This window comes from Leptolyngbya sp. FACHB-60 (genome assembly GCF_014695775.1).
Taxonomy (GTDB): Bacteria; Cyanobacteriota; Cyanobacteriia; order Phormidesmidales; family Phormidesmidaceae; genus Nodosilinea.
Genome location: NZ_JACJOX010000017.1, coordinates 25,933 through 38,550, shown reverse-complemented (window position 1 = coordinate 38,550; position 12,618 = coordinate 25,933). Strand labels below are relative to the sequence as shown.

Below are 12,618 nucleotides of genomic sequence, written 5' to 3'. Positions count from 1 at the left end.
AACAAAATTTTCAACCAGGCGATCTCCCCCAGCTTAGAAAGGCGTTGTTTTAAAGTTAACCCTAGATCTGGGTGGTTTTGACGCTGAAGAAAATAACTGCGCTGAAAGCCTTAGAAGCTTTTGAAGCGGAATCTGTCGTCACTTTAGCTATCTGCTGCCCTGTGCTTTCCTCAAAAGGAGGGGAGTTGAGGGGACATCCTCAACTATTTGCTGCATAGAGCAGGATTTTTAGAGCAACCTCTGGATTTGGCTTTTGTGCATGCTTTAGGTCAACGGTTTTTAACGGCATGCCCTGAACCTTGAAAACTTTGTCCTACCTTAAAATAAGGCTGAAAATCGCAGCCAAAAATGGCAAGTTGGGCAGGAATGATAGGGGAGCGGGCACCATATCGCCGCGAAAATCGAGGAGTTGTACTAGTACTAAATAGCCAACTGCTAGCAGCAGAGAAATAACGCCGGTAACGATAGCAACGAGCTTGGAGCGATCCATAGCAGCACTTAGGAAGGAGTATGAGAACGAGGACAGGGTCACTCTAGGCTGAACCTAGACTAAGGTCAGTGACAGTCCGGACCAGCGCTAAGTCAGTACCATAGTGCCACGGGGCGGGTACCCTAAACAGAGATACGCTGACGTTGCCTAACGTCTTAATACGGTTCTATCACGGTTTTACGAGCACGGGTATGGGCGCTGTACTGTCACAAAATGGGCTAACCACACCGCTAGATCGGGTGCCAGTGGTGCAAACCGAGGGGCTAGGTAAAGCCTATCGCACTGGGTTTTGGCTTAACCAGCGAGTTACTTCTCTCCAGCAGTGTTCTCTCACAGTTTATCAGGGTGAAACCTTTGGCTTGCTAGGCCCCAACGGGGCGGGTAAGACGACACTACTGAAGATTTTGTTGGGCATTATTCGCCCGACGGCGGGCAAGGCGACTCTACTGGGTCATGCCCTGGGCGACAGTGCGGTAAAACAGCGCATTGGCTACCTGCCTGAGAATGCTTACTTTTACGACTTTTTGACCGGCTGGGAGTTTTTGCAGTATACCGCTGGTCTATTTGGTCTGTCGCGGGCGGCTCAGCAGCGCCGTATTGTGGAGCTGCTCGATCTGGTGGGACTACCTCAAGAAGCGGCGAAGAAAAAGCAGTTACGCCAGTACTCCAAAGGGATGCTCCAGCGAGTGGGTATGGCCCAGGCATTGATGAATGACCCCGATGTAGTGTTTCTCGATGAGCCAATGTCAGGGCTTGACCCCACCGGGCGCTTTCAAGTGCGGGAAATTATTTTGGCCCTAAAGCGAGAGGGCAAGACGATCTTTTTTAATAGCCACATTTTGTCGGATGTGGAGGTGATTTGCGATCGCATCGCCATTCTCGACCAGGGTGAGCTGATTGCCAGCGGCAGCCTAGACCAGCTGCTGGGCACCGCCGACCAATATGTGGCAAAAGGTCGCGGCGGTCGCATCGCCGAGCTAGAGTTCTGGCTCGACCAAATGACGGTGCAGGGCGATCTCTGGCAAGGCCATGTCAAAGGCGACCCTTACGAGTTTGCCAAGCAGATCCCCCTAGTGGGAGGCCACCTAATTGCCCTACAACAGACTCGCCCAACGCTGGAAGAGTTTTTTATTGCCCAAATTCGTCAGCGTCGGGGTGGGTAGAAGCTCGGGTCGGTGGCCTAGTGAAATGGTGCAGCCAACGGGATTCCTTTCGCCTTACTCTGCTGTCACCACCACCGCCGATCGCGAGGGCAGCGTTAGGCTGTCCTGGGTCCAGGTAGCCCCGTGGTAGGTAAAGACCTCGTGGACGGTTTGCCCCTTAGAAATTAAGGTATCGGTCGAGATCGGGGGCACGCTCTCTTCGCCAGCGTTAAGAATGACAATGATGCGATCGCTCCCCAGCGTGCGACTAAACCCATAGACATGGCCCTCGGCGTGCAGCACATCGTAGGTGCCGATGCGCAGGGCCAGGTGCCGGTGGCGCAGCGCAATCAGCTCCCGGTGAATAGTCAATAGATCGAGGTGCCACTCTTTTTCAGGGGGAAAGGTACGGCGGCAGTCGGGGTCTAGCTCGCCCGGTAGCCCCACCTCATCGCCGTAGTAAATGCTTGGCGCTCCTGGAAAGGTCAACAACAGCACCGTAGACAGCACCATGCTAGCGTCATCCCCATCCACCACCGAATGAATGCGAGCGACATCGTGGCTAGAGAGCAAGTTGAGCTGGGTCAGCTGAATCTCCCAGGGGTAAAGCTTGAGCAGCTGCTGAATTTTTTCGGCATAACCCGCCGCATCTAGGGCGGGGTAGGGATAGTAGTGGGGCTTTTCGACTAGATCCATCCGGATGCGATCGCCCGCCGCAAACGCCATGGTTGGCCCCGTGAACATGTAGTTCATCACCCCGTCGAACTGAGTGCCGTCGAGCCACTGGCTGGCATCGGTCCACACCTCGCCAACGATATAGGCTTCGGGGTTGATGGCCTTGATGCGATCGCGAAATTCTTGCCAAAAGCCCTCGGTTTTGATCTCAAAGGGCACATCGAGCCGCCAGCCATCAATGCCCTGACGCACCCAATACTCACCCACCCGCATCAGATATTCGCGCACCGCTGGGTGGTCGTGCTTAAAGGTCGGCAAAGCCCGGTTGTCGACCCAGCTGCGGTAGTTAGCGGGCTGCGACCCGTCATAGGCCGACAGGGGCCAGCCCCCCACCTCAAACCATTCCAGCCAGGGAGAGTTGGGGCCGTTTTCAAGAATGTCGTTAAAGAAGAAAAAGCCGCGGCTACAGTGGTTAAACACCCCATCTAACACCACTTTGATGTCTTTGGCGTGGGCAGCCTCTAGCAGATCCAAAAAAGCCGGATTGCCCCCCAGCAGCGGATCAACCTGGTAATAGTCATGGGTGTGGTAGCGGTGATTGCAGGCCGACTGAAAAATCGGCGTCATATAGATGGCTGTAACCCCTAGATCTGCCAAATAGTCGAGTTTTTCGGCTATGCCCCAGAGGTCACCGCCCTTGTAGCCAAAGGGCGTCGGCGGCGTCTCCCACGGTTCTAAGGTCACAGCCATCGCCGGGTCATCTAGATGCTGCTGGGTACGGGCAAACCGGTCGGGAAAAATTTGGTAGAAGACCGCGTGCTTCACCCAGTCTGGGGTTTGGAAAGCCATAGATACATTGCCTTGATTGCTACCGTTAGGCTACCGTCATCTGACCGGAGTGGCTAGGTCTCGACGACGTGGGTGCAGGCCCCAAGGTAGCAGCCGCTAGAATGCCGCCCTAGTAGATATAACGTCACATTGCCCACACCCACACGAATGCTCTGGAGATCTTCTAGGTGGGTTTCTAGCACATCACGGAGATTGGCAAATTTCTGCGCTAGGTGACCGCCCTGCTCACTGGCCCAGTAGGGGTTGTTGAGCACCGGCCGAAAAAAAGTTTCAGCGGGCCGAATTTCGAGGTTCTCCTCCCCCGCCCCCAGCTTTTGGGCCAAGGCCTCCGTATCGGGCAGGGGGTCGGCGTAGATCACTAGGGAGACCAGGGCATCGCTTTCACTGGGATACCAAAGACCGGCCATTGCGCCTTCTATGGCCGATAGGGCGATCGCTAGTTCATAGTGCTCAGGTTGCAGGTCCATATCAGGCGGGTTGTAGGGTTTTGAGAATGCCCATGGCCTGCTCTACATGGCCCTTGGGGTTGAATTGGGAATTAAAAACATGCCGTACCTTGCCGTCTTTGTCGATGACGTAGGTGACTCGACCGGGCAGTAGCCCCAGGGTGGCGGGCACGCCGTAGGTCTTGCGCACCGCAGAGCCGCGATCGCTGACCAGGGTAAAGGGCAGATTGTGCTTCTGGGCAAAGGCTTTGTGTGAGTCAGGCGAGTCGCTACTGATGCCGATGACCTCGGCCCCCACGGCCACCACGTCTGCGTAGCTGTCGCGAAACGAGCACGATTCTACGGTGCAGCCAGGGGTATCGTCTTTGGGGTAAAAGTACAGCACCACCGCCTTCTGGCCCCGAAAGCTGCTTAGGGCAATGGACTCGCCCGCCTGGTTGGGCAGCGTGAAATCGGGGGCCATGTCCCCTACTTTGATAGCCATAGATGCGAATCTCCTGCACGACAACGGATAGTTCTTTAGAATACTTAATAAAGCAGCTCTGTCGTTAAACAGATCACGGCCCGTTTGGCTAAATCAGCTCTTCTAGGACATTTTGAGAAGGCATTTGCTTTGAGATGGTGCCCTGACAGAGCTGAAATCGGGGAGTTCTATCACTCCTAACTGCCCCTACCATGCGCCAATGACTACCCTCGTCTGGTTTCGCAACGACCTCCGCCTCCACGACCATCAGCCTCTCAATGAGGCGCTGCGAGCCGGTCAGCCGATTATTCCTCTCTATTGTTTTGACCCCCGTCAGTTTGGCCAGACCGCCTTTGGTTTTCCCAAAACGGGAGCCTATCGGGCGCAGTTTTTGCTAAAGAGTGTGGCGGATCTGCGGCGATCGCTTCAAACCCTGGGCAGCGACCTCGTCGTGCGCGTGGGCCATCCCGAAAACATTATTCCAGAGCTGGTGAAAGCCCACAGCGTTGAGGCCGTCTACTGGCACGAGGAAGTCACCGCTGAAGAACTACGGGTGGAGCGGGCGGTAGAGACCAAACTAGCAGCTATAGGCTGCAAAACGGAGGTGTGCTGGGGGGCCACCCTCTACCATCCCGACAACCTACCCTTTGCCATCAGCCGCCTGCCCGAAGTGTTTACCCAGTTTCGCAAACAGGTGGAACAGCACAGCACGGTGGATGTAGCCCTACCCACGCCCACAAAAATGTTGCCCCTGCCCCAGGTTAACCCTGGCACCCTGCCCACCCTGGCAGACTTTGGCTTGGAAGCCCCAAACCCTGACAGCCGTGCCGTGCTCACCTTTGAGGGAGGCGAAACGGCTGGCCTGGCTCGCCTCAACCACTACGTGTGGGAGGCCGACTGCCTCAAGACTTACAAGCAGACCCGCAACGGCATGGTGGGGGCCGACTATTCCTCAAAGCTGTCGGCCTGGTTGGCGATGGGTTGCCTCTCGCCCCGCCGGGTGTACGAGACGGTGCAAGCCTACGAGGCTGAGCGCATTCGCAACGACTCCACCTACTGGCTGGTCTTTGAGTTGCTGTGGCGCGACTACTTTCGCTTTATCTGTGCCAAGCACAGTAACAAAGTATTTTACCCCTCTGGTTTGCGGGGGCTGCTGATCGACTGGAATCAGGACCGGCCTCGCTTTGACGCTTGGCGCAACGGCGAAACAGGCTTTCCATTAGTGGATGCCAACCTGCGTGAGCTGGCTCACTCCGGGTTTATGTCGAACCGAGGGCGACAGAATGTCGCTAGCTTTCTGACCAAAAATCTGGGTATTGACTGGCGCATGGGGGCTGAGTGGTTTGAGTCGCTGCTGGTCGACCACGACCCATGCAGTAACTACGGCAACTGGAATTACACCGCCGGAGTTGGCAACGACGCGCGAGGCTTTCGCTATTTCAACATTCCTAAGCAGTCGAAGGACTATGACCCCGACGGCCTCTACGTGAAGCACTGGTTGCCAGAATTAATAGATGTCCCCCCAGCTAAGGTGCATGAGCCATGGAAACTTCAGCCGGTAGAGCAAAAGCGCTTTGGGGTTACCCTCGGTGTTGACTATCCGCGCCCGATGGTGGATTTGCACAAGTCAGTGCAGGCCAATGAAGCAATTTATAATGCTGCCCGCGAAATCGGTTAGGAGTTTTACTAACTTTGGGCTGTAACAAATTTACTGATGAAAAATTGGCAGGTTGCTACTCACAGCTCCAGGGCACAAAGGAGATAGGCTTGGATTTTCTGCGCTTGGTTGAGATTAGATAGAGCCTGCCGGGCCGCTCTATAGATTTACTTAAACGTAGTCTGTGTAACGGCGGACAATGTTGAGCTAACATAAGCTTTATGCAGTGTTGCCAATGTCATAGTTCACTGACTGGTGTCGGCGGGTTAAGCCCAAAAGACAAGGTTAGCGACTGGGGCAAAAGCACCACTAACGCATTTCATAAATCCAACCGTTAAATCAAAACCTTAAATCAAATCGTCGAATCAGCCATTTAACCTAACAACCCTAGCTTTGGACGGCTGGGGTTTTTTGTGGCACTACAGCGGTGTGGCAGAACGAGCGCAGATGCCACGGCCCCACTGCCCGTCGTAGCTTACTGATACCTGCTCGCTGACCCGAGCGGCACGGGTGGAAAGATGCACTACCGTTACCTGCCAAACCCGACAACGAAGACTATCTTGAGTAGCGCGTGGGACATAAAAAATCCTTCATCAACACTGAATTGATGAAACGCTAATTTGCTATGAATTTTGTAGGGCGGTAGGGGCGATCGCAAACCCCTACCACCCTAGTAGCCCGACAGAACCGCGCAGTTCAGCAGATAAATCTACACCTTGGCAGCCAATCGCTGGGCGATCGCAGCGGAGTACTGTTCGGCGTTAAGCCCAGTCACCAGATGCAGCACGTCATTCTGTAACCGCATGATGCCTTGTACTCCAGCGGCCTGGAGTGCAGCTTCGTCAATGGCTAGGGGGTCGGTTACTTCTACCCGCAAGCGAGTCAGGGCAACGGAGTCAACGGTGCGAATGTTGTTAGCCCCGCCCAGAGCCATAACCATGGCCTCGGCTTTTTCGGTAGCTTGGGGGTCAGGGGAAACTTTGACCACAGCAGGGGTGGTTTCACCCACAAAGCCTGTGGCAGGTACCTCCACTACATCGGCTTCTGGGCCTGCGGTTTTGAGGTAGTCGGCCATATCGGTCTTGAGGTTGTCAGACTGCGGCCCAAAAATAGCCTGGGCATTCTGCCCCATCTGCAAAACCCCAGAAGCTCCCAAGGCCTTTAGACGCGGGACGTTGACCTTAGCCATGTCATCTACGGTGATGCGCAGACGGGTAATGCAGGCATCCAGGTTTTTGATGTTGCTGCGACCCCCAAAGGCCAGTACCAGAGCCTTGGCCATTGCAGCTTTGTCTCCGGTGATGACGGCGGTGGATTCATCTGCATCCACATCCTCTTCGCGGCCTGGGGTCATGAGGTTAAACTGGCGAATGGCAAAGCGGAAGATGAAGTAGTACAGGGCGACGAATACTGGAGCCAGAGCCGGGATCAGCCAAACCCGAGTTCCCAAACTGTTGAACAACACAAAGTCGATCAGCCCGTGGGAGAAGGTGAAGCCCATGCGTCCGCCCAGGGTGACAAACAGCCAATCGGCAAACCCAGCCAGCACGGCGTGGATGGCAAAGAGCTGCGGGGCGACAAATAAGAATGAGAACTCAATCGGTTCGGTAATGCCGGTTAAGAAAGAGGTCAGAGCGGCAGAAATCATCAGGCCGCCGACCTGCTTGCGGTTTTTTGGCTTGGCACTGTGCCAGATGGCGATCGCAGCCGCCGGCAGCCCAAACATCTTGAACCAGTAGGCCCCACCCAAAATCCCTGCTGTAGGATCTCCCGCAAAGAAGCGAGCAATGTCGCCCCGCACGGTCTCCCCAGTAATCGGGTCTTGGAATGAGCCAATCTCAAAGAAGAAGGGCACGTTCCAGACGTGGTGCAGACCAAAGGGAATTAGCAAGCGCTCGATAAAGCCGTAGAGGGCAACGGTCAGGGGCACATTGCCGCCCTCCGCTGCTGCCTGGGCGAAGCTGTTGATGCCAGCCCCGACGGGCGGCCAAATTACGCTCATCACCAAGCCGGTAAGAATGGCGGCAAAGGCGGTGATAATGGGCACAAACCGCTTACCGGCAAAAAAGCCCAGGTAGCGGGGCAGGCTGATGCGAAAGAATTTGTTGAACATATAGGCGGCGATGCAGCCCATAATCAGGCCGCCAAACACCCCCGTATCCAACGTGGGAATGCCTAGCACTGTCTTGGTCTCTAAGCCCATACCGAGGGCAACGGTGCCCAGGGTGGCGAGAAACACCACGAAGCCCACGGTGGCGGCTAAGGCCGAGACGCCATCGTTGCCGGTGTAGCCGATCGCCACGGCGATCGCAAAAATCAGCGGCAGACTGGCAAAAATGGCGTCCCCAGACGTTTTCATAATGGCGGCCAGCCACTCCGGTAGCCACCAAAACTTCGGGTCGGTGAGAACGCCCTGCTCAATCTGCTGCAGCTCAATCAGGCGAGCGCTGCCCAAGCCCAGCAGCAGGCCCGCCACCGGCAGCACCGACACGGGAAGCATGAGCGACTTCCCCATTTTTTGCAACAGCCCGAAGGCGTGGTTCCAGGTTTCTTTGATTTTCATAGAGGGTTAAGGGGTGGGGGGTAGGGGGTAAGGGGGTGGATGGGTGATGGAGTTAAGAAAAGGAGCCGACATAGCAGGGCTTATGTTTCTTACCGATCCATTGGCAGAACAGAGGTTTAAACCGATGATCAGCTAATCCTTTCCGTGGGGTGAAGGGAGGCGGAACGCCCTTCTCGACGGGGGTTTGGGGCCAGCGAAATGGCCCCAGCGGTAGGCTTGGCTTTCGTCCTCAATCGTGCGCCGCGCTTTCCTACAAGCAATTGATCTGAATACTGCGTAGTCCATGGTGGGCGGTGCCCACCCTACGGTGCTTTGAGTTCTCAAAGATGGTGCATTGGCGGGGCAAAGGGGATCGACACTGCGCGCAGCCATTGCCGCCGAATGCACCCTACGCCTCTTCTAAGGGCACCAGATCGCGCACCTGGGCGGCAGAATCCAAATTCAACGCCTGCTGCGCCAGCTCCTGACAGTGGGAATAGCTCAAAGCCCGTACCTGGGCCTTCACCGCTGGAATCACTGGCACGCTGACGCTCAGTTCCTTCACGCCCAGGCCCATCAGAATGGGAACCGCTTGGGGGTCGCCCGCCATGCCGCCGCAGACACCGACCCATTTGCCGTGCTTGTTCGCTCCTCGCACCGTCAGGTCGATCATGCGCAGCACGCTGGGGTTGAGGGCATCCACATAGGGAGCCAGCTTGGGGTGGCCGCGATCCATGGCCAGAGTGTATTGAGTGAGGTCGTTGGTGCCAATGGAAAAGAAGTCCACCTGTTCTGCAAACCGCTCAGCGGACACAGCGGCAGCGGGCACCTCGACCATGATGCCAATCTCAATGGGCGGCACACCCAGCTTCTGGCGCTCCTCTTCCATCACTGCTTTGGCCATATCCAACTCCTCCATGCGGGCGATCATGGGGAACATCACCCGCGCTTTGCCAGCGGTAGAGGCTTTGAGAATGGCGCGAAACTGGGTGCGCATCAACTCGGGGCGATCGAAGCCCAGGCGAATGCCCCGTTCGCCGAGGAAAGGATTCTCTTCGTGGGCCATGGGTAGGTAGGGCAGGGGCTTGTCGCCGCCCACATCCAGGGTGCGAATGATCATGGGGCGATCGCCCAGCACCCGCAAAATGCCTGCGTAGATCACCTCCTGCTCATCCTCGGTGGGGGCCGAGCTGGCCTCCATAAACACAAATTCTGTTCTGAGCAGACCGACCCCTTCGCCGCCCACCTTGAGCGATGCTTCAGCATCTTTTTGGCTGCCGATGTTAGCGACTACCTCAATCTGCTGCCCATCCTGGGTGATGGCGGGCGTGAAGGCATGCTCCAGATCCGTCGCCTGCTTGGCCTTTTGGCGAGCAATGCGGCCTTGGGTTTGCTCTAACTCGTCTACAGATGCGTTGAGCCTTACCTGGCCCTTGGTGCCGTCGAGAATCACCGGGGTGCTGTCAGCTAGCTCGAGAATGCGGGGTTCGATGCCGGCGATCGCCGGTATGCCCATCGACCTGGCCAAAATTGCCACGTGGGAGGTGGCCCCGCCCGCCACCGTGGCAAAGCCCACTACTCGGGCTGGGTCAAGGTTGGCCATATCCGATGGGGTGAGGTCTTCGGCCAGCAAAATAGTGTTGGCGGGCAAAACTAGAGCCTCTGCTTGAACCCCAGTCAGAATGCGCAGCACGCGATCGCCCACATCGCGCAAGTCGTTGGCCCGCTGAGCCAGCAGCTCGCTCTTGAGCCGGGCTAGCTGGTCGGCCTGGCTGGTGTAGATCTGCTGCCAGGCAAAGGCGGCGCTCTTGCCTTGGTCAATGGCGCTGGTGGCGCTATCCATCAGCTCTGGGTCGGCAAGCAGTTCTTGGTGGGCAGCGAAGATAGCGGCTTTGCTGGGGTCGCCCTGTCCCTGCACCTTGGCGCGCAGACTCTCGATTTCGAGCGCAGCTTGGTCGATCGCTCTGTCGAGTTTGCGGTGCTCGTCCTGAGGACTGTCAGCGGTTTCGTCAACGCGTAGGGCTTGCCGCTGCTGACGGTAGGTGTTGCCCACTGCTACCCCAGGCGAGGCCGCTACGCCCAGAATAATGTTGGGGTTGTCGCTCTTGGGTCGAGGGGCCGGAGCGGAGATTTCGGCTTGGGTCATACTGGCGGCAGCGGTGGTTACGGGCACGGCACCCTCTTCGCCCAGGCCATCCCCCAGAGCTGCGGAGAGTTCGGCGATCGCCGCCTCCGCATCGGCCCCGGTCGCTTCCAGTGTTACCGTATCGCCCCGGCCAATCTCCAGCCCCATTAGCGTGGTCACGCTGCGCACGTTAGCGCTATCGCTGCCCCGATGCAGGCGAATGGCCGATTGATACTTTTTCGCCAGCTGAGCCAGCACCGCCGCTGGCCGGGCATGCAGCCCCACCGGATTAGGAATGACAATGGCCTCGGAGGTCACCGTTGGTCCGGTCTCGGCCTCGCTAGCGGTCGTTTCTCCAACTAGCACCAGCTCCAGCACCGCATCGCGGGCGGCGTTGACTATACCGCTAGCGGGTCTGAACTCGGCCACGCGATCGCTGTTGGTCACCACAATCTGGGTCAGCAGGCTGCGGGCGTGGAGCGCCACATAGTCGGCATCAAACTCAATCAGGATATCGCCAGATCTAACGCGATCGCCGACCTTTACCCTGGCCGTAAACCCCTCACTTTTTAGGGCTACGGTATCGAGACCAATATGCATCAAAATTTCAATGCCCTCGGCGGTCTTCACCGTGACCGCATGGCTAGCGCTGTGGATTTGCACAATATCCCCATCGCAGGGGGCTAGCAGCACCTGACTGGTTGGGTCGATAGACACACCATCGCCCACCATTTTTTGCGCAAATACTGGGTCAGGCACGGTTTCTATCGGCACCACCAGCCCCGACAGCGGGGCCGTTAAAACCAGACGGTTGGTTTTGGTCGGGGGGGCTTCAAGGGCTGTCATAGGTAAATCCTGAAGAAAAATTTGGTTTCGATCGGGGTGTAAATTAGGGACTGCCAAATGACCTTGGGGCGTAGCAAAATTCAATCTGAGCCAGACAAAGGCGTTGTGTTGAGCGTTGCCTTTGCAGGGGGAATATAAACATCAAAGATGATGGCTACCCTAGTGGGTTCAATTCAGCAATCTAACGTTGCAAATAGTCGGGTTAAGTATCTGTTTTGTTAGCTGCGATCGCGCCTTAGCGCCGTCAGCATCGATTGGCTGGGCGCGATGGTTTAGAATCACCACAGATAGCCCTTTAATCTCTGTGCATTTGGGAATGGCCCAGTCCTCTACTCCTCGCCGCCCTTCAATCAGCCCTTGGGAACGTCTGGTGGTCTTGGCCAACAGCGAAACTGTCCTCTACGTGCTGAAGCGTATTTTGCAGGCTGCACTAACGCTGCTGCTGGCCTCGGCCTTAAGCTTCTTTGTGATTCAGCTAGCGCCAGGCAATTTTCTCGATCAGTATCGTCAGAGCCCGCAGTTTTCGCCCGAGACTCTGGCGCAGCTGGAGGCCCAGTTCGGCCTCGATCAGCCGGCCTGGCGGCAGTACTTCAACTGGCTCTACCAGGTAATCTTCCATGGCAACTTTGGCCTCAGCTTTGCCTACCAGCGCCCAGTGGTTGACCTGCTGTGGGAGCGAGTGCCCAACACCCTGTTGCTTGCCTTAGCGGCTTTTCTGGTTACCTGGCTCATCGCCATTCCCATGGGCATCGTCAGCGCTGTCAACCAAAACCGTCCTACCGATCGCGTGTTGCGAGTGCTGAGTTATCTGGGGCAGGGCATGCCGAGTATTGTGACCGGCCTGCTGCTGCTGTTCTTTGCTCAAAGCGTGGCACCGCTGTTCCCTATTGGCGGGCGCACCAGCATCATCCATGACGACCTCAACTGGTTTGGCAAGCTTGTGGATGTGGGCTGGCACCTGATCTTGCCAACTCTGGCCCTCAGCATCACCAGCTTTGCCGGGCTCCAACGGGTTACCCGAGGGCAACTGCTTGACGTGCTGCGCCAAAACTACATTCAAACCGCCCGCGCCAAAGGGCTGTCAGAAAATCGCGTGGTCTACGTTCACGCTCTACGCAATGCGGTAAACCCGCTGATCACGCTGCTGGGCTTTGAGTTTGCTGGCCTACTGGGCGGCGCGTTCATCACCGAAACCTATTTCAACTGGCCTGGCCTGGGGAAACTGACCCTCGAAGCGGTGCAGGCCCAGGATTTGTATCTGGTGATGGCGAGTCTGATTATGGGGGCAGTGTTGCTGATTGTTGGCAACCTGCTGGCCGATCTAGCGCTAAGCTTTGCCGACCCTCGCATCCGCCTATCAGATATTAACTGAGGCAGCGAGAA

General features: G+C 56.7%; 9 protein-coding genes. 3 read left to right on the top strand and 6 right to left on the bottom strand.

From position 1 onward, the window contains the following. Positions 1 to 313: 313 nt before the first annotated feature. Positions 314 to 490, bottom strand: a complete 177-nt coding sequence (locus H6F57_RS04960; RefSeq protein WP_190628012.1) for a hypothetical protein — start codon at positions 488 to 490, stop codon at positions 314 to 316. 191 nt (positions 491 to 681) lie between these two features. Between H6F57_RS04960 and H6F57_RS04955 the strand changes: the two genes are divergently transcribed. Beyond that, entirely contained in the window at positions 682 to 1,653 is a 972-nt protein-coding gene (locus H6F57_RS04955) for an ABC transporter ATP-binding protein (RefSeq protein ID WP_190628014.1), read from the top strand. A gap of 54 nt (positions 1,654 to 1,707) precedes the next feature. Here H6F57_RS04955 and H6F57_RS04950 read toward each other — a convergent pair whose 3' ends face one another. From H6F57_RS04950 to H6F57_RS04940, 3 genes are read right to left on the bottom strand one after another with little or no spacing between them, the layout of a single operon-like run. After that, positions 1,708 to 3,156, bottom strand: a complete 1,449-nt coding sequence (locus H6F57_RS04950) for a glycoside hydrolase family 13 protein (protein WP_190628016.1) — start codon at positions 3,154 to 3,156, stop codon at positions 1,708 to 1,710. Between the two features lie 53 nt (positions 3,157 to 3,209). Then, a complete protein-coding gene (locus H6F57_RS04945; RefSeq protein ID WP_190628018.1) occupies positions 3,210 to 3,623 on the bottom strand; it encodes a nuclease A inhibitor family protein in 414 nt (137 codons plus the stop codon). 1 nt (position 3,624) lies between these two features. Continuing rightward, positions 3,625 to 4,086, bottom strand: a complete 462-nt coding sequence (locus H6F57_RS04940) for a peroxiredoxin (RefSeq protein ID WP_190628020.1) — start codon at positions 4,084 to 4,086, stop codon at positions 3,625 to 3,627. Between the two features lie 199 nt (positions 4,087 to 4,285). Between H6F57_RS04940 and H6F57_RS04935 the strand changes: the two genes are divergently transcribed. After that, a complete protein-coding gene (locus H6F57_RS04935) occupies positions 4,286 to 5,743 on the top strand; it encodes a DASH family cryptochrome (protein WP_190628022.1) in 1,458 nt (485 codons plus the stop codon). A gap of 688 nt (positions 5,744 to 6,431) precedes the next feature. Here H6F57_RS04935 and ptsG read toward each other — a convergent pair. Together ptsG and ptsP are read right to left on the bottom strand one after the other, a co-directional pair. Next, positions 6,432 to 8,285, bottom strand: a complete 1,854-nt coding sequence (gene ptsG, locus H6F57_RS04930; protein WP_190628024.1) for a glucose-specific PTS transporter subunit IIBC — start codon at positions 8,283 to 8,285, stop codon at positions 6,432 to 6,434. 388 nt (positions 8,286 to 8,673) lie between these two features. Continuing rightward, positions 8,674 to 11,235, bottom strand: coding sequence for a phosphoenolpyruvate--protein phosphotransferase (gene ptsP, locus H6F57_RS04925; protein WP_190628025.1), 2,562 nt, complete (start codon positions 11,233 to 11,235; stop codon positions 8,674 to 8,676). 316 nt (positions 11,236 to 11,551) lie between these two features. Between ptsP and H6F57_RS04920 the strand changes: the two genes are divergently transcribed. Next, positions 11,552 to 12,607 carry an ABC transporter permease gene (locus H6F57_RS04920; RefSeq protein WP_199289746.1) on the top strand — a complete coding sequence of 352 codons (1,056 nt, stop codon included), beginning with the start codon at positions 11,552 to 11,554 and terminating at the stop codon, positions 12,605 to 12,607. Positions 12,608 to 12,618 lie beyond the last annotated feature (11 nt).